This is a genomic window from Methylosinus sp. DMC45, assembly GCF_056313885.1.
In genome coordinates this window covers 34,461-52,198 of record NZ_JBQUZK010000019.1, presented here as the reverse complement: position 1 = coordinate 52,198, position 17,738 = coordinate 34,461, and the positions used below count along the sequence as shown (strand labels likewise).

The following is a 17,738-nucleotide window of genomic DNA, read 5'->3' as shown; positions in this document are numbered from 1 at the left end:
CGCGCTTCCGCATTCGAATTGGCCCATGCTCAAACCGGAATATCGCGGGCGGCGGCGAATTCGCGCAAAGTCTCGCGCAGGCTCGGCGCGCCGTCCTCTCTGGCGAGCAGCGAGGCCAGGAACACCTCCGCCTCGTCGAGATTGACGGCGAGGATCATCGCCTTCACCGGTCCGATCGACGACGGCGACATGGACAGCGAGCGATAGCCGAGCGCGAGCAGCGCCAGCGCCTCCAGCGGACGGCCGCCCATCTCTCCGCACAGCGTCACCGTCTTGCCGGCGCGCTTGCCCGCGGCGGCGATGCGCTCCAACGCGCGCAGCACGGGGGTGGAGAGCGTGTCGTAGCGCTTGGAGACCCGCGTGTTGTCGCGATCGGCCGCATACATGTATTGCACCAGATCATTGGAGCCGACCGACAGAAAATCGGCGCGCGCGGCGATCGTGTCGAGCTCCCACAGCAGCGAGGGCACCTCGACCATGGCGCCGAGCTGCACATTGGTCGGCGGCATATGGCCGTGGCGCTCGAGATGCGCGAGCTCGCGATGCGCGATCGCCTTGGCCGCCTCGAATTCCGCGACATTGGCGATCATCGGGAACATGATGCGCACATCGCGTCCGCCGGCCGCCTTCAGCATGGCGCGGATCTGCATGCGCAGCAGGCCCGGCCGATCGAGGCCGATACGGATGGCGCGCCAGCCGAGCGCCGGATTTTCCTCGTCGATCGTCGCCATATAGGGCAGGATTTTATCGCTGCCGATGTCGAGCGTGCGGAAGGTGACCGGGCGGTCCTGCACCGCGTCGAACACGGCCTTGTAGAGCAGGAACTGCTCGTTCATGCGCGGGAAGCGCGGCGCCAGCATGAATTGCAGCTCGGTGCGGAACAGGCCGATGGAGCGCGCGCCGGTCTCGTGCAGATGCGGCACGTCGACGATGAGGCCGGCGTTCATATGCAGCGCGATCTCCACGCCGTCCTTGGTGACGGCGGGCACGTCGCGCAGCTTGGCGTATTGCTCCATGCGGCGGGCGCGCAGCCGCGCCTTCTCGCCATAGGCGGTCTGCACATCCGGCGGCGGTCGGATGTGGACGTCGCCGGTCACGCCGTCGACGATGACGGCGTCGCCCGCCTCGACGAGATCGGTCACATTGGCGGCGAGGCCGACCGTCGCGATGCCGAGCGCGCGGGCGACGATGCCGACATGGCTCGCCGGCCCGCCTTCCTCCAGCACCAGGCCACGCAGCCGCGAGCGGTCGTAGTCGAGCAGCGCCGCCGGCCCCATGTTGCGGGCGATGAGAATGGCGTTCTCGGGGATCGATTCGCGCTCGGCCACATAGCTCTGCCCAGTGAGCTGATGCAGCAGCCGATTGGCGAGATCGTCGAGATCGTGGAGCCGGTCGCGCAGATAGGGGTCGGTCTGGCGTTGCAGCTTGGCGCGAGCGTCGTTCTGCACGCGCTCCACCGCGGCCTCCGCCGTCAGGCCGCTGCGCACGGCCTCGTGCAGCCGGCGCACCCAGCCGCGGTCATTGGCGAAGATGCGCACCGCCTCCAGCACCTCGCGATGCTCGCCGGCGCCCATGCGGTCGCCATGCGCGACCAATTCGTCGATGGAGAGGCGCATCGCCTCGATCGCCGCATCGACGCGCTGGATCTCCGCGGCGATATCCTCGGCGATGAGCTGCTTCACGACGACGCGCGGCTCGTGCAGCACGGCGTAGCCGAGCCCGACGCCCTCGCACATCGGCGCGCCCTTCACCGCCACCGGCCGGTCGAGCGCGAAGCTCTCCGGCGTCTTGGCGATGGAGCGCAGCTCGCCCGAGGCGATCATCTCGGCGACCAGCATCGCCGTCGTCTGCAGCGCCTCTATCTCCTCCTCGGAATAGATGCGCCGCACGCGGTTCTGCACGACGAGCACGCCGAGCGTGTTGCCGCCGCGCAAGATCGGCACGCCGAGGAAGGAGTGGTAGATCTCCTCGCCCGTCTCCGGCTTGTACGAGAAGGAGGGATGCTCCTGCGCCTCGGAGAGGTTCAGCGGCTCGGCGCTTTTGGCGATGAGGCCGACGAGGCCCTCGCCGGCGTGCATTGTGGTGAGATGCACCGCCTCGCGATTGAGGCCTTCGGTCGCATAGAGCTCGAGCCGCTGATCGGCGCGCAGCACATAGACCGAGCAGACTTCCGCCACCATATTGGACGCGATGAGCACGACGATCTTGTCGAGCCGCGCCTGCGCGCTCACCGGCTCCGCCATGACCTCGCGAAGCCGGCGGAGCAGCAAGCGGGGTCCGCCGAGAGCGCTACGCATCCAGTTTCCTTAGTTTCGACAGGCTGTCGCCGCCAGACGAGGGCTCTGCGCGGACGCATCTCCCAAATCTAGAGAACTTCTAAATTTCTGCCCTGTTCCTGTTTCAGCGTATATTGGCCCCGTTCGGCCTCCGCAAGCGCGGCCGCTCGCCCGCTCGCGATACGCAAAGACCATACCGGCTTGCAGAGCGACGACTTAGCCGGTACCAGTCAAAATTCAGACAAGAAGAAATCCGAAAGCCGACCGGTCCACCTCGCGACATTCGGACTTTTTCGGCCTGCGCGCCAGAGACGAGATTCGTGCCGCTATCCAGATATCTGATCGCCCTCCTGTTTCTCGTCCTCTGCGGGTCGCCGGCGCTCGCCATCGATTCCGTGCGCGTGCCGCAGGACGCCTCCGCCATCGACCTCACCCATGCGGTGGAGAAATATTCATCCGAGGGCGACCGCCTCCAGGTGTCGACCGCCCCCGGCTCCGATGGAATCATCCGACGCATCGAGGTGGGCGCCAAGGAAGCGGGCACACGTCCGAGCTGGATCGTCTTCGCGCTCACAAATGATACGGATGAGCAGCTGGAGCGGCTGATCGTCGCTCCGCATTTCCGGCTCCAGGGCTCCGGCGTGATCTGGCCGGATCTCGGCGCGACGCGCATTTCGGCCATCACCGCGAGCCAGGGCTTCCCGCCGGAACATGAGGAAAGCGGGGACGCTGATGTTTTTCGCCTGACCCTCGATCCCGGCACGACGATCACCTATGTCGCCGAGCTGCGCACGCCCAATCTGCCGCAGCTCTATTTGTGGGAGCCGGACTCCTACAAGGACAAGGTGACGAGCCTCACCCTGTACAAGGGCATCGTCATCGGCATCGCGGGCCTGCTGGCGCTGTTCCTGACCATCGTCTTCGTCGTCAAAGGCGCGGTTATCTTTCCGGCGGCGGCGGCGCTCGCCTGGTCGGTTCTGGCCTATGTCTGCATCGATTTCGGCTTTTGGGCCAAGATCTTCGGCGTCGATCCCAACGCCGACCGCATCTGGCGCGCCGGCGCCGAGACGGTGCTGTCGGCGACCTTGGTGGTGTTTCTCTTCGCCTATCTCAACCTCAACCGCTGGCATGTGCGCGCCTGGCATGTCGCCGCGCTCTGGCTGCTGATTCTCGCCGATCTCGTCGGCCTCGCCATTTTCGACGCGCCGGTGGCGGCCGGCGTCGCCCGCATCTCGCTGGCCACGGTCTCGGCGGTCGGCTTCGTGCTCGTCCTCTATCTGGCGACGCATGGCTTCGATCGCGCCATCATGCTGATTCCGACATGGTTTCTGCTGCTGCTCTGGGTCTGCGCGGCGGGCTTCACCGTGGCCGGCTGGCTGACCAATGATCTGGTCTCGCCGGCGCTGGTCGGCGGTCTGGTGCTGATCGTCATGCTGATCGGCTTCACCGTTATGCAAAATGCCTTCGCCAGCGGCGGCCTCGCCCATGGCGCGATCTCCGACACCGAGCGCAAGGCGCTGGCGCTGACCGGGGCCAATGAGATCGTCTTCGACTGGGACGTGCCGGCCGACTACATCTATGTGAGCCCGGAGGTGGAGGAGCAACTCGGCCTCGACCGTGGCGGGCTCGAGGGGGCGGCCTCCTCCTGGCTCGCTCTGCTGCATCCTTTCGAGCACGATCGCTATCGCGCCTGCCTGGACGCGCTGCTCGAGCAGCGGCGCGGGCGCATCAATCAGGAATTCCGGCTGCGCGCCTCGGATGGCCATTATTTCTGCTACCGGCTGCGGGCGCGCCCGGTCATCGGGCAGGATGGCGAGGTCATTCGCGTCGTCGGCACGCTCACCGACGTCACCGACGAGCGCAATGCGAGAGAGCGGCTGCTGCATGACGCCGTCCACGACAATCTGACCGGCCTGCCCAATCGCGAGCTGTTCTTCGACCGGCTGGAGGCGGCGCTGGTCTTCGCCGGGCTCGAGGCCGGCCTGCGGCCCACTGTGCTCGCCGTCGATATCGACCGTTTCCGCCAGATCAACGAGCAGGTCGGCGTCGCCACCGGCGATTCGATCCTGCTCACCATCGCCCATCGCCTGACCCGGCTCCTGCAGCAGCAGGACACTCTGGCGCGGCTCGACGGCGATCGCTTCGCCATCATCCTCGTCTCCGAGACCAACGCCGACCATGTGATCGCGCTGGCCGATTCGGTGCGGCGGACGCTGGCGACGCCGGTGCGCTTCACCGATCGCGAGATTTCGCTGTCGGTGTCGATCGGCGTGGCGCTCTTCGACAAGGAATTGCATCCCGACCGGCACGAAATGCTGGAGGACGCCGAGATCGCGCTGCGCCACGCCAAAAAGCTCGGCGGCAATCGCATAGAGGTGTTCCGCCCGGCGATGCGCGCGCAGCGCTCCGACCGGCTGACCCTCGAGGCCGATCTGCGCCGCGCGCTGGAGCGCGGCGAGATCAAGGTGTTCTTCCAGCCGGTGGTGCGGCTCGAGGATCGCACCATCGCCGGCTTCGAGGCGCTGCTGCGCTGGGACCATCCGCGTCTCGGCCAGCTCGATCCGAGCGAGTTCGGCCAGGTCGCCGAGCAGACCGGCCTCGTCGTCGATTTCGGCCTTTTGGCGCTGGAGCGCACGGCGCGCGAGCTCGCCGCCTGGCAGCGGGCGCTCGCCGTCGATCCGCCGATCTTCGCCTGCGTCAATATCGGCTCGCGGCAATTGCTGCGGCACGATCTGCTGCGCGACGTCAAAAGCGTGCTGATGCGCAACGACATCGTCAAAGGCAGCCTCAAGCTCGAGCTGAGCGAAGGGCTGGTGATGGAAAATCCCGAATACGCCGCGCAAATGCTCGGCCGCATCAAGGAGCTGGGCGCCGGCCTCGCGATGAGCGATTTCGGCTCCGGCTATTCCTCGCTCGCCTATCTGCAGAGCTTCCCCTTCGACACGATCAAGATCGGCCGCTCCTTCACGCGCCAGACCGGCAAGGGCTCGCGCGCGGTGATTCTGCGCTCGCTCATCTCGCTGGCGCATGATCTCGGCATGGATGTCGTCGCCGAGGGCGCAGAGACGGAATCGGACGCTATCGAGCTCTATCAGCTCGGCTGCGCCTATGCGCAGGGCTACGCCTTCGGCCGCCCGATCAGCCCGATGGAGGCGCGCAGGCTGGTGGGCGCGGCTCCCGAGGCGGCGTAGGGCGGACTCTTCCTTCTCCCGGAGAAGGTGGCCCGACGAAGTCGGGTCGGATGACGGTCCTTTCGAATATCCATACGCTTTGCGTCATCGCGCAAATAATCGTAAACGGCGGGAGCGGCGCGAGCCCTCATCCGACCCTCGCTGACGCGAGGGCCACCTTCTCCCCGAGTGGGAGAAGGGGCGCGCGCTGGTTTTTGATGCTCGGATGTTGTCATGGCCTCTGATGACGCTTCTTCCCGTAAGCGCGGACCAAGACCGCCGACGCCGATCGAAGATCTCTCGCCTCGGCGGGCGAAGCTCGAATATTCGCGGCTCGCGGAACAGCTCGCCGAATATGACCGCCGCTATTATCAGGAAGACTCCCCCGCAGTCAGCGACGCCGACTATGACGCGCTGCGCCAGCGCTATGAGGCTTTAGAAAAAGCCTTTCCCGAGCTTGCTTCCGACGCCTCGTTGACCAAGAAGGTCGGCGCCGCGCCGGCGGAGAAATTCGCGAAAATAAAACATGTCGTGCCGATGCTCTCGCTCGGCAATGTCTTCGCGGATGAGGACGTCCATGAATTCGTCGCGCGCGTGCGGCGCTTTCTGGGCTTCTCCGACGAAGCGCCGCTCTTCTTCACCGCCGAGCCGAAAATCGACGGCCTCTCTTGCTCGCTACGCTATGAGAAAGGCGCGCTCGTCTATGCCGCGACGCGCGGCGACGGCTATGAGGGCGAGGACATCACCGCCAATATTCGCACGCTCGAGGAAATCCCGCAGCGCCTCAATGGCGAGAGCTGGCCGGATGTGCTGGAGGCGCGCGGCGAGGTCTATATGCGGCGCGAGGACTTCTTCGCGCTCAATGAGAGACAGGCGGCGGCGAATAAGCCGCTCTTCGCCAATCCGCGCAATTCCGCCGCCGGCTCGCTGCGCCAGCTCGATCCCAAGGTGACGGCGAGCCGGCCCTTGCGCTTCTTCGCCTATAGTTGGGGCGAGGTCAGCGTCATGCCCGCCGACACGCAATATGGCATGGTGCAGGCGCTGGCGAGTTTCGGCCTGCCGACCAATCCGCTCACCAAAATTTGCGTCGGCGCCGATGAGATGCTCGCGCATTTCCGCGATATAGAAGCGCGCCGCGCCACGCTCGGCTATGACATAGACGGCGTCGTCTACAAGGTGGACGATATCGGCCTGCAAATTCGCTTGGGCTTCGTCTCGCGCGCGCCGCGCTGGGCGGTGGCGCATAAATTTCCCGCCGAGCAGGCCAAGACCATTGTGCGCGGCATAGACATAAATGTCGGCCGCACCGGCGCGCTGACGCCGATCGCGCGGCTGGAGCCGGTGACGGTCGGCGGCGTCGTCGTCTCCAACGCCACGCTGCACAATGAGGACGAGATCGCGCGCAAGGATATTCGCGTCGGCGACACCGTCGTCGTGCAGCGCGCCGGCGACGTCATTCCGCAGATCGTCGAGGTGGTGCTGGACAAGCGGCCGGAGGGGACGAAGCCTTACGAGTTCCCGCATGTCTGCCCGGCCTGCGGCTCGGCTGCGGTGCGCGAGATCGACGAGAAGGGCGTCGCCGATGTGGTGCGCCGCTGCACCGGCTCGCTGGTCTGTCCGGCGCAGGCGATCGAGCGCTTGAAGCATTTCGCCTCGCGCAACGCGATGGATATCGAAGGTCTCGGCGACAAGCAGATCGAGGCTTTCTTCGAGGAAGGTCTCATTCGCACCGCCTCCGAAATTTTCACGCTGGCCGAACGAAACCGAACGAGTCTGACTAGGCTCGAGAATCGCGAGGGCTATGGCGAGACCTCGGTGCGCAATCTCTTCGCCGCGATCGACGCGCGGCGCAGCGCGCCGATCAATCGATTCCTCTTCGCGCTCGGCATTCGCCATGTCGGCGAGACCAACGCCAAGCGCCTCGCGCGACATTTCGGCGATTTCGCCAGCCTGCGCGACACGGCGCGCGAGGCCGCGCCTGGAAGCGAGGCGCGCGAGCGCATCGAAGCGATCGAAGGCATTGGCGGGGTGGTCGCCGAGGCGCTCTATGATTTCTTCGCCGAGCCGCACAATGAGCGCGAGATCGACGCCCTGCTGCAGCATGTGACGCTGGAGCCCATGCCGCAGATCGAGAGCGCTTCGCCGGTCGCCGGCATGACGGTGGTCTTCACCGGCGCGCTGGAGAGGCTGACGCGCGATGAGGCCAAGGCGCAGGCCGAGCGCTTCGGCGCGAAAATTTCCGGCTCCGTGTCGAAGAAGACCGATCTCGTCGTGGCCGGGCCGGGCGCCGGCTCCAAGCTCGCCAAGGCCAAGGAGCTCGGCGTCGAGGTCATCAGCGAAGAGGAATGGTTTTCGCGCACGGGGCAATAGGGGCGCGATCGACCGGCGCTGCGCCAAATGATAAGATGAGCCGATATTGCAGAAGCACGGGCGCTCCCTTCTCCCACTTGTGGGAGAAGGTGGCCCTCGCGTCAGCGAGGGTCGGATGAGGGACCGACCCGCCGCAGCGATCTCGAAAAGTTTTTGAAGCGCCGCCGATCGCCGCCGCCCTCATCCGACCCGGCTACGCCGGGCCACCTTCTCCCGCAAGCGGGAGAAGGAGACGCGCGCGAAGATTGCTGTTTGTGAGGACAGAATGAGCCAGCTCTCACCGGAAAAAATCCTCGGTCTCGGATTCGCCTTTTGGAATTCGAAGGTCCTGCTCACGGCGGTCGAGCTCGGCCTCTTCACCGTCCTGGCGGAAGGCCCGGCCGACGCCGAAACGCTGCGCGCCCGGCTCGCCCTGCATGAGCGTTCGGCGCGCGATTTCTTCGATGCGCTGGTGGCGCTCGGAATGCTCGAGCGCGAGAACGGCCTTTATCGCAACACGGCGGAGACGGACCTCTTCCTCGATCGCGCCAAGCCGAGCTATGTCGGGCAGATATTGGAAATGTCCAATCTGCGCTTGTTCGCGAGCTGGAACCGCCTCACCGATGCGTTGCGGAGCGGTAAGCCGCAGAGCGAGAACGCCGCCGACGGCGATTTTTTCGGCGCGCTCTACGCCGATCCGCAAAAGCTGCGCGGCTTCCTCGCCGCGATGAGCGGCATAAGCGCCGGTCCGGCGCAGGCCATCGCCGCGAAATTCCCTTGGCGGAATTACAAAAGCTTCGTCGATGTCGGCTGCGCGCAGGGCATGGTTCCTGTCACGGTCGCGCGTGCGCATCCGCATCTTTCCGGCGGCGGCTTCGATCTGCCGCAAGTGCAGCCGGCGTTCGATGATTTCGTCGCGCAGAACAGCCTATCGGAGCGGCTGCGCTTCTATTCGGGCGATTTCTTCAAAGATGCGCTGCCCGAGGTCGACGTCATCGTCATGGGGCATATTCTTCACGATTGGAATCTCGAGGAGAAGCGCCTGCTGCTCGCCAAGGCCTATGAGGCGTTGCCGAAGGGTGGGGCGCTCATCGTCTATGAGGCGCTGATCGACGACGAGCGCAAGACAAACGCCTTCGGCCTGCTGATGAGCCTCAACATGCTGATCGAAACGCCCGGTGGCTTCGATTACACCGGCGCGGATTGCCAGGGCTGGATGCGTGAGGCCGGCTTCTCGCAAACGCGCGTCGAGCATTTGCTGGGGCCGGATTCGATGGTCGTCGGCGTGAAGTGAGCCACTCGATTCTCGCGGAGCGCGCCCCCTCTCCCACCCTCCCCCTCTCCCGCAAAGCGGGGGAGGGTCGGGGAGGGGGCGCTCGAGCAACGACTGCTCGCCTCTACGGGCATTCCTTCTGCACGCGGCCGAGCGCGTCCGAGAGGCCCTTCAGCGAATAGCTGTCGGTCGTGACATTGCCCTTGGCCGAGGGCGCCTTGACGACGAGCTTCGTGCCGCTCTTCAGCGCCTCGACGAATTCTTTCTCTTTCGCCGGATTCTTCACCCAGGCGTTGGAGCCTTTGGTCACGAGCTCGAAATTGTCGCCGTCGATGTCGGCGCTGGCGGCGCCGCCGTCCTTGGCCGCGAAGCCGAGGATGATCGCCACCTCATTGCGCACGCCTTCGCCGGGCCGCGTCGAGATGAAGACATAGGCCTTGTCGCGCTGCAATTTCGCCGGCTGGCGATCTTTCGGCTCGGCGAGCGCATAGCAGGTCTTGTCCTTGCCCTGCCCATGCGCGGTCATGGCGTTCCAATCGCCATAGGAACCGATGGCGGTCGGCGTCTTGGCGCCGGGCTTCTCCTTCTCGGCCGGCTTCTCCTTGCCCGCCGCCTTGGCGTCCCTGCCGCCCGAATCTTTGCCGCCCGAATCCTTGCCGCCATGGTCCTTGCCGCCTTTGACAGGCTTGCCGTTCTTGTCCTTGGCGGGCTTGGCGTCCGGCTCCTCGGACTCGTCCGCGGCGGCGGCCTTTTTCGCATCCGCGGGCTTCTTCGCCTCGGCGGTCTTTTTCGCGTCCGCGGGCTTTTTGGCGGCGTCCGGCTTTTTCGTCTCCGGCTTTTTCGCCTCCGATTTGGCGGGCTTCTTCTTGTCGGCCTTGGGTTCGGCGGCCGCATCCTCGGCCGCCGGCTTTTCTTTGGCGAGCGCCGGCGCCGCGACAGTGAGGCCGAGGCCGGCGACGAGAAGGAGGGGAAGGAAAGAAGGGCGAATCATGGCCGCAATTCTATCGCCCGCGCCTGTGGCGAACCAGTGGCGGCGTCACAGATGAAGGCGGATCGCTGGAATGTTTCCTGCTTGGCGCGTGCGCGCGAAAGACGCGCGCGAAACGGGATGCTTCCATGGCCAGACGGCATATTCTCTATATCGAGCGCGGCAAATTGCCGGATCGCGCCGCGCATCAAAAGGCGATCGACGCGGCCAAGATCGGCGTCGCGCTGGATCACGACTACGCGCCTTTCGCCGTCGAGGGCTATTTGCCCTGCACATATGACGGCGAGGACGCCGGTTTCGACATTCGCTTCTCGGAGCGCGACCCCGCCGCGGCGCTGTCGCCGGAGCTGGCCGCGGCGATCGGCGGGCGCGATGCGCAGATCGCCATCAAATGGTCGAGCGACCCTCGCGAGAAGATCGCGGCGCTGGCCTTCAGCGCCGCGCTCGCCAAGGATTTCGAGGCGATCGCCCATGATCCCGAGAAGGACAAGATCATCGCCGCCGACGCGCTGCTGAAGCAGGCGAAGGCGGCGCAGGACGAGCTATAGTCTCAGCGTTTCCGCAGCAGGACCAGCCGGCCGTCGACCGGCCGGTTGGCCTCTATGCGGATCGTCGTCGCCCGCGAGACGAGCGGGACGAAGTCCTTTTGCGAGAGCGCCTCTATATAGGCGGGATCATGCGCGAAACGGCCGGCGGGATCGAGCGTGTAATCCGCGCCGGCGCCGGTCTCGAAGCTGAATGCGAAGACCCCGCCCGGCGCGAGACGCGCCGCCGCGCCGGCGAACAGCGCCGAGAGATCGCCGAGATAGATCAGCATATCGAGCGCGACCACGAGATCGAAGCGCTCGTCGCAGCCGGCCAAAAACGCCTCCGCGTCCTGCTCCACGAGCCGCGTATAGAGTCCGCGCTCGCGCGCTTTCTCCAGCATGCGGGGGGAGAGGTCGACGCCGACGATCTGCGCGCCGAAGCCGGCGAGCATGGGCGCCGCGAGGCCGGTGCCGCATCCGAGATCGAGAATGCGCGGAAAGCTGCTCGCGGTTTCCGCCAGCAGAGGCTGCAATGTTTCCGGCACGCGATAGTCGAGCCTCTCCGTGAGGTGACGGTCGAAGTCCGGCGCATAGAGATCGAAGCAGGCGGCGATATAGGCCGGCGAGGCGCGCTCGCGCGGCGTCCCGCGCAGCGCGTCGAGATGGAAGGGGATGATCTGATCGTCCGGCGCCGCGCGCAGCAGCGCCTCGCCGAAGCGAATCGCCGCCTCCTTGTGGCCGAAGCCGCAGAGCGCGCGGAACACCACGCGGCCGATGCGCGCGTCCTCCTCCGCATGAAGGCCGGCGGCGCGCCGATAGGCGGCGAAGGCGTCCTCGGGCGAGGCGTGCAGCGCCGTTTCCACGCAAGCGGCGAGCGCATATTTGCGGACGATCGCCGCTTCCTCGGGCAGAGCGGCGGCGGCGGGCGCCAGAGCGGCGCGCGCGCCTGCGAACTCGCCGATCAGATAGAGCGTCTGGCCGTAGCAGGCGTAGAGGCCGGGCGTGGCGACGCCGCGCTCCAGCGCGCCGCGCAGCAGCGTGACGGCTTCGTCATAGCGGCGGCTCTCGAGGCAGATGAGGCCGAGCCCGGTCGCCGCCTCGGCGCAGGCGGGGTCGAGATCGAGCGCCGCGAGATAGGAATGCTCGGCGGTGGCGGTCTCGCCGATCTCGTTGCAGAGGCTGGCGACGGTGAGCCAGACCTGCACGCGGCTCGGATCGCGCTCCAGCGAGGCGATGAAGCATTGCAGCGCGTCGGCCTTGCGGCCGTCGAGCCAGAGCACCGCGCCGAGATCGGCGAGGAGATGGGCGTCCTCGGGCGTCAGTGAGGCGGCTGTCGTCAGAGCGGCGACCGCGCCGGTCACATCGCCCTCCTGCCAGAGGCCGAGGCCGAGATAGCGCAAAGCTTTGACCGGCGATTCGCCGGCGTCCATCATTTCAGCGAAACGAGGAAAGCGCGCGCGCCAGACCGCGAGCGTGTCGATAAGGTCCGGCGGCGACGGCGGAGAAATATGCAGACTCATGCGGCTATGCTCCCGAAACAAACGGGACATATCCTGCCGCGCCGAGCTGTCGTCAGGCTGGCCTAGCCGACCTTTGTCGCGGTCATCATGTAATTCACATCGGTGTCGTGGCTCTTGCGCCAGCTGCGCGTCAGCGGCTGGAAGCTCATGCCGGAGCGGTCGATCTCGCGCAGCCCGGCGCGGCGCAGCCAAGCGGACAATTCGTCGGGCCGCACGAATTTGTCATGGTCGTGCGTGCCGCGCGGCACCCAGCCCAGCACATATTCGGCGCCCAGAATCGCCAGCGCATAGCTCTTCAGCGTGCGGTCTATCGTGGCGAGAAACAGCATTCCGCCCGGCTCGACCAGCGAGGCGAGCGTCGCGACGAAATCGCTCTGTCCTTCGACATGCTCCAGCACCTCCATGGCGACGACGATATCGAAGCGCGCGCCTTCCGCGGCCAGCGCCTCGGCGGTGCTGTTGCGATAGGCGATGTCGAGGCCGGAGCGCTCCGCATGGCGGCGCGCCACCTCTATATTATTGGGCGCGGGATCGACCGCCGCGACATTCGCGCCCAGCTCGGCCAGCGATTCGCTCAATATGCCGCCGCCGCAGCCGATATCGACGAGCCGCAGCCCCGCGAGCGGCTGCGCGTCATGACGGTCGCGGGCCGCGCCGTCCACGCGAAAATGCCGGCAGGCGAGATCGCGGATGTAATTGACGCGGACAGGATTGATGTCGTGCAAAATGCCCATTTTGCCCGTGGCGTCCCACCACAGCTCGCCGAGCCGGTCGAAACGGTCGACGTCTTTCGGGTCGACGCTGGCGGAATGGGGGCGGTCATGATGCTGCGGCACGCTTGTCCTCTTTTGTTCGGCCTTGGCGGCCGCTCTCGCGATCTGGAGCTCTCCCTCGTGCTTCGAGACGGCTCCTTTGGAGCCTCCTCGGCATGAGGGAGAGGATTGCTCCCTTCACCAGTGGCGCTCCTCATGCTGAGGAGCCCGCGTAGCGGGCGTCTCGAAGCACGCGGAACCCCGCCGCGGCGTTGACACCGGCGACGGGGGCGTCACATATACGCCCGCTTTTGGTCGGATGCGAGCGGCCATCCGGCTCGCCCCGAGCCGGGCCCGTGTTTCCAATCTAGGTCGGTCATGGCTCGTCTGGTGATGAAATTCGGCGGCACCTCGGTCGCCAATGTGGAACGCATCCGCAATGTCGCGCTCCATGTGAAGCGCGAGGTGGAGGCGGGCTACAAGGTCGCCGTCGTGGTCTCGGCCATGTCCGGCAAGACCAATGAGCTGGTCGCCTGGTGCAAGGACGCCGCCGCTCTGCACGATCAGCGCGAATATGACGCCGTCGTCGCCTCCGGCGAGCAGGTGACGGCCGGCCTTCTGGCCATCGCCCTGCAGAATCTCGGCCTTGCGGCGCGCTCGTGGCTCGGTTGGCAAATCCCGATCCTGACCAGCGACGCCCATGGTTCCGCGCGGATTCAGTCGATCGATGGCTCGGCGCTGCTCTCCGGCTTCGATCGCGGCGAGGTCGCGGTCATCGCCGGCTTCCAGGGAATTCATCAGCCGAGCGGCCGCATCACCACGCTCGGCCGCGGCGGCTCGGACACCAGCGCCGTCGCCGTGGCCGCCGCGATCGAGGCGGATCGCTGCGACATTTATACGGATGTCGACGGCGTCTACACCACTGATCCGCGCGTCGTTCCCAAGGCGCGGCGCATGGAGCGCATCGCCTTCGAGGAGATGCTGGAAATGGCCTCGCTCGGCGCCAAGGTGCTGCAGGTGCGCTCGGTGGAGGTGGCCATGGTGCATGGAGTCCGCACCTTCGTCCGCTCGTCCTTCGACGATCCGGCCCGTCCCAACAGCGGCACGCTGATCTGCAAAGAGGAGGATATTGTGGAAGCCCAGGTCGTGACCGGCATCGCCTTCTCGCGTGACGAGGCGCAGATCACCCTTCGCGGCGTCGCCGACAAGCCCGGCGTGGCGGCCGCGGTCTTCGTGCCGCTGGCCGAGGCCGGCGTGAATGTCGACATGATCGTGCAGGTCGCCTCCGACGCGACCATGACCGACATGACCTTCACCGTGCCGGCGGCCGAATATGAGCGCTGCCTCTCCATTCTCGAGAAGGCCAAGCCCTCGATCGGCTATGCCGGCCTCGCCGGCGCCAAGGATGTGGCGAAGGTCTCGGCCATCGGCATCGGCATGCGCAGCCACGCCGGCGTCGCCGCCCGCGCCTTCAAGGCGCTGGCCGAGAAGGGCGTGAACATTCGCGCCATCACCACATCGGAGATCAAATTCTCCGTGCTGATCGACGCCGCCTATACGGAGCTCGCCGTCCGCACGCTGCATTCGCTCTACGGCCTCGACGCCGAGTGAGGTCGCTGCGAATTCGTCGCAATCGCCGCGTAATTGTCGAGACCGAGCTTTTTTTGAAGTAGGAGCCGAGCATGGATGAATTGATCGCCCGCATTTCCGCAGCGCTCGGCGTCGAGCCCGAGACGGCGCGCCTCGCCGCTGGTCACGTGCTCGGCTTTTTCCGCAAGGAATTCCCGGACGGTCCGGCGGCCGATCTCATCGCCAAGCTGCCCGGCGCCGAGGAGGCGATCGCGGCGGCCGAGGCCGCTCCGGCGGCGGATGGCGGGCTGCTCGGCGGCTTGCTGGGCGGGCTCGGCGGCCTCGTCGGCGGCTCCAAGGGCGATCTGATGGCGCTCGCCGGCCGGCTCTCCAGCGTCGGCCTCTCCATGGATCAGAGCCAGGCGCTGGCCAAGGAGTTCTTCGCTCACGCCGAAGGTCTGGTGGGCAAGGAAAAGCTGAAGGAAATTACCGATTCGGTGCCGGGGCTGTCGCAGTTTCTGTGAGGCGTCCGTCATTGCGAGGAGCGTAGCGACGAAGCAATCCAGAGCCGCTGGCGTGGCCCTGGATGCTTCGCTACGCTCGCAATGACGCTCAGCCTCGTGCGCGTCGCAGCTGCGACAGGCGCAGGCCGAAGGCCCGCAGGCAGACGGCGAGAACGCCCGCATAGACGAGCGCTCCCGCTGCGCCCAGCAGTAGCAGAGCGGCGATATCGCGCATCGGCCCGAGGCGCCCAGCCAGCGCCATCGCCGGCCCGTAGCCATAAAAGGCCGTCGCCAGCAAAGGCGCGCTGGCGCAGAGGCTCGCGATGGAGACGCGCAGAAACGTCTCGTCGAAGCGCATCGCCCCGCGATGCAGCGCGAGGCCGATCAGCGCCGCGAGATTGATCCATAGGCCGACGGAGGTCGCAGTGGCGAGGCCCGGCGCGCCCATCGGCTCATAGAGCGCGATCTTCAGCCCCACATTCACGACGACAGCGCCGAGCGCGACATACATTGGCGTCTTGGTGTCGCCATGCGCCTGAAAGCTCGCGCGCGCGGAGGCGATCAGCACCAGCGCCATCAGCCCGCCGCCATAGGCCGCGAGCACATCGGCGGCGGCAACGGCGTCTGCGTGGGTGAAGGCGCCGCGCAGGAAGACGCCGCTCATGATCAGCTCGGGGATCGTCACAAAGGCGATGAAGAAAGGCGCGGCCAGAGCGACGGTCAGCGCCATCACGCGATTTTGCGCCGCATGGGCGCCGTCCTCGTCGCCGGCGGCGATGCGGCGGCTCATCTCCGGCAGCAGCACTGTGCCGGCCGCGAGGCCGATGACGCCATTGGGCAGCTGATAGATGCGATCGGCGTAATTGATCGAGGAGACGCCGCCGTCCGGCAGCATCGACGCGATGATCGTATCGGCGAAAATGGCGATCTGCCCGCTCGCCGAGCCGATCACCGCCGGGCCCAGCATCAGGAAGAATTCACGCACGCGCTTCCAATGCGGCCGCGCGAGGCCTTCCATCACGCCGATCATGCGGGCGTTGGCCATCAGCAGGGCGAGCTGCAAGACGCCGGAGATGGTCACGCCCCAGGCGGCGGCATAGGCCGCGCTCGGAAACAGAAAGGCGACGGCGAGCGCCGCGATCATGGTGAGATTGAGCAGATTTGGCGCGAAGGCGGGCGCGGCGAATCGGCCATTGGCGTTGAGCGTGCCCTGATGCAACGTGACCAGAGTCATGCAGAGCAGATAGGGGAAGGTGATGCGCGTCAGCGAAACGGTGAGCGCGAGTTTCGGATCGTCGAAGCCCGGAGCGAGCAGACCGACGAATTGCGGCATGAAGGCGTAGGCGAGGATGAGCAGCAGGATTTGCGAGGCGAGCAGAAGCGTGAACACCTCGCTCGAGAATTCTTTCGCCGAGTCTTTCCCTTGCTGCTCGAGCGCCTTGGAATAGCAGGGGACGTAAGCGGCGTTGAAGGCGCCTTCGCCGAAAATGGCGCGGAAATGATTGGGCAGCTTGAAGGCGACGAAGAAAGCGTCCGCCGCGAGCCCGGCGCCGAGAATGCCCGACAGCATCACATCGCGGAGAAAGCCGGTGATGCGCGAGAGCAGCGTGAAGCCGCCGACGGAGAGAAGATTGCGGATCATGGAACGACCACGATTCCCCTCATGCTGAGGAGCGGCCGCAGGCCGCGTCTCGAAGCACGAGGGGCTCCAGAAGGCGGAACCGATAGATGCGGCGCGCTTCGAGACGCGCCTTTCAGGCGCTCCTCAGCGTGCGGGTGACTCGGGAGCCCTATATTCATTTGAATGGTCTCGCAGGCTCATCGTCCTCCACCCCCACCCGCTCAGCGACGAGATAGAGCGGGCGTCCTTTCACCTCGCCGAAAATGAGCGCGATATACTCTCCGAGTACGCCCAGCGAGAACAATTGCATTCCGCCGAGAAAGGCGATGGAGACGATCAGCGAGGCGTAGCCGGGGACATCCACGCCATAGAACACCGTGCGCCAGAAATAATAGGCGGCCATGGCGAGCGCGAAGGTCGAGACGATGATTCCGATCACCGCCCAGACCTTCAACGGCACGGAGGAGAAGGACATGAGCCCGTCGAGCGCGAAGCGGATGAGCTTGGCGTAATTGAATTTGGAGCGGCCCGAGGCGCGCTCCTCCACTTCGAAAGGCACGCCGATCGATTTGAAGCCGATCCAGGCGAAGAGGCCTTTCGAAAAGCGCGCCCGCTCGCGCATGCGCGAGAGCGCGTCGATCGCCTGGCGGTCGAGCAGGCGGAAATCGCCGGCGCCGCGCGGCAGCGGCGTCTCGCCGAAACGATCGAAGAGGCCGTAGAAGAGATTGGCGAAGAGCGTTCGCATCAGCGGCTCGCCGGCGCGGTCGCGGCGCACGCCATAGACGTTCTTATAGCCCTCGCGCCATTTGGCGACGAATTCGGCGATCGTCTCCGGCGGATGCTGGAGGTCGGCGTCCATCAGCGCCACGGCCGCGCCGCGGGAATGGTCCAGAGCGGCGGCTATGGCGATCTCCTTGCCGAAATTGCGGCTGAAGGACACTGCTTTGACGCGGGCGTCCTCTCTATGCAATTCGCGCAATCCCGCGAGCGTTTCGTCCGAGGAGCCGTCATCGACGAAGACGATCTCGAAAGAGGCGGCGCAACGCTCCAGCACGGGCTTCAGCCTGGCGATCAGCGGGCGAAGATTGGCCGCCTCGTTGAAGACCGGAATGGCTACGGATATCTCCGGCGGATTTTCGGCTTTATCGTCCATCGCTCGCCTTATAGGTTCGAACCGGGCAAGAGAAACG

At 66.0% G+C, this 17,738-nt stretch carries 12 protein-coding genes; 6 read left to right on the top strand and 6 right to left on the bottom strand.

Going from position 1 to position 17,738, the window contains the following annotated elements; translation table 11 throughout:
- Positions 1-29: 29 nt before the first annotated feature.
- On the bottom strand, positions 30-2,297 hold the full coding sequence (gene ptsP / locus ACT53T_RS04885) for a phosphoenolpyruvate--protein phosphotransferase (RefSeq protein WP_400768932.1): 2,268 nt from the start codon (positions 2,295-2,297) through the stop codon (positions 30-32).
- Between the two features lie 299 nt (positions 2,298-2,596).
- Between ptsP and ACT53T_RS04880 the strand changes: the two genes are divergently transcribed.
- The 3 genes from ACT53T_RS04880 to ACT53T_RS04870 all read left to right on the top strand — a co-directional run bounded on the left by ACT53T_RS04880 (position 2,597) and on the right by ACT53T_RS04870 (position 9,089).
- Entirely contained in the window at positions 2,597-5,467 is a 2,871-nt protein-coding gene (locus ACT53T_RS04880; RefSeq protein WP_476160355.1) for an EAL domain-containing protein, read from the top strand.
- Between the two features lie 213 nt (positions 5,468-5,680).
- Positions 5,681-7,816 (top strand): NAD-dependent DNA ligase LigA, encoded by a 2,136-nt coding sequence (gene ligA / locus ACT53T_RS04875; RefSeq protein WP_476160354.1) that lies wholly within the window; start codon positions 5,681-5,683, stop codon positions 7,814-7,816.
- A 265-nt stretch (positions 7,817-8,081) separates the two neighbouring features.
- Positions 8,082-9,089, top strand: a complete 1,008-nt coding sequence (locus ACT53T_RS04870) for a methyltransferase (protein WP_476160353.1) — start codon at positions 8,082-8,084, stop codon at positions 9,087-9,089.
- Between the two features lie 103 nt (positions 9,090-9,192).
- On the opposite strand, the gene ACT53T_RS04865 is transcribed toward ACT53T_RS04870, so the two are convergent.
- On the bottom strand, positions 9,193-10,059 hold the full coding sequence (locus tag ACT53T_RS04865; RefSeq protein ID WP_400768924.1) for an invasion associated locus B family protein: 867 nt from the start codon (positions 10,057-10,059) through the stop codon (positions 9,193-9,195).
- Between the two features lie 125 nt (positions 10,060-10,184).
- On the opposite strand from ACT53T_RS04865, the gene ACT53T_RS04860 reads away from it, so the two are divergent.
- A complete protein-coding gene (locus ACT53T_RS04860) occupies positions 10,185-10,604 on the top strand; it encodes a hypothetical protein (protein ID WP_476160352.1) in 420 nt (139 codons plus the stop codon).
- A 2-nt stretch (positions 10,605-10,606) separates the two neighbouring features.
- On the opposite strand, the gene ACT53T_RS04855 is transcribed toward ACT53T_RS04860, so the two are convergent.
- The gene (locus ACT53T_RS04855) at positions 10,607-12,103 is read right to left on the bottom strand and encodes a methyltransferase domain-containing protein (RefSeq protein WP_476160351.1); all 1,497 of its coding nucleotides are present in this window, start codon (positions 12,101-12,103) and stop codon (positions 10,607-10,609) included.
- A gap of 62 nt (positions 12,104-12,165) precedes the next feature.
- Entirely contained in the window at positions 12,166-12,939 is a 774-nt protein-coding gene (gene ubiG, locus ACT53T_RS04850; protein ID WP_476160350.1) for a bifunctional 2-polyprenyl-6-hydroxyphenol methylase/3-demethylubiquinol 3-O-methyltransferase UbiG, read from the bottom strand.
- Between the two features lie 294 nt (positions 12,940-13,233).
- Between ubiG and ACT53T_RS04845 the strand changes: the two genes are divergently transcribed.
- Positions 13,234-14,466: an aspartate kinase gene (locus ACT53T_RS04845; RefSeq protein WP_400768918.1), complete on the top strand. Its 1,233-nt coding sequence runs from the start codon at positions 13,234-13,236 to the stop codon at positions 14,464-14,466.
- A gap of 71 nt (positions 14,467-14,537) precedes the next feature.
- Positions 14,538-14,948 (top strand): DUF2267 domain-containing protein, encoded by a 411-nt coding sequence (locus ACT53T_RS04840; RefSeq protein WP_018266107.1) that lies wholly within the window; start codon positions 14,538-14,540, stop codon positions 14,946-14,948.
- Positions 14,949-15,036: 88 nt separating this feature from the next.
- Here the strand turns inward: ACT53T_RS04840 and murJ are convergent, their stop codons facing one another.
- Complete coding sequence (gene murJ, locus ACT53T_RS04835) at positions 15,037-16,569, bottom strand: murein biosynthesis integral membrane protein MurJ (protein WP_476160349.1); 1,533 nt, start codon at positions 16,567-16,569, stop codon at positions 15,037-15,039.
- A gap of 154 nt (positions 16,570-16,723) precedes the next feature.
- Positions 16,724-17,701 carry a glycosyltransferase family 2 protein gene (locus ACT53T_RS04830; RefSeq protein ID WP_476160348.1) on the bottom strand — a complete coding sequence of 326 codons (978 nt, stop codon included), beginning with the start codon at positions 17,699-17,701 and terminating at the stop codon, positions 16,724-16,726.
- Between the last annotated feature and the right edge of the window lie 37 nt (positions 17,702-17,738).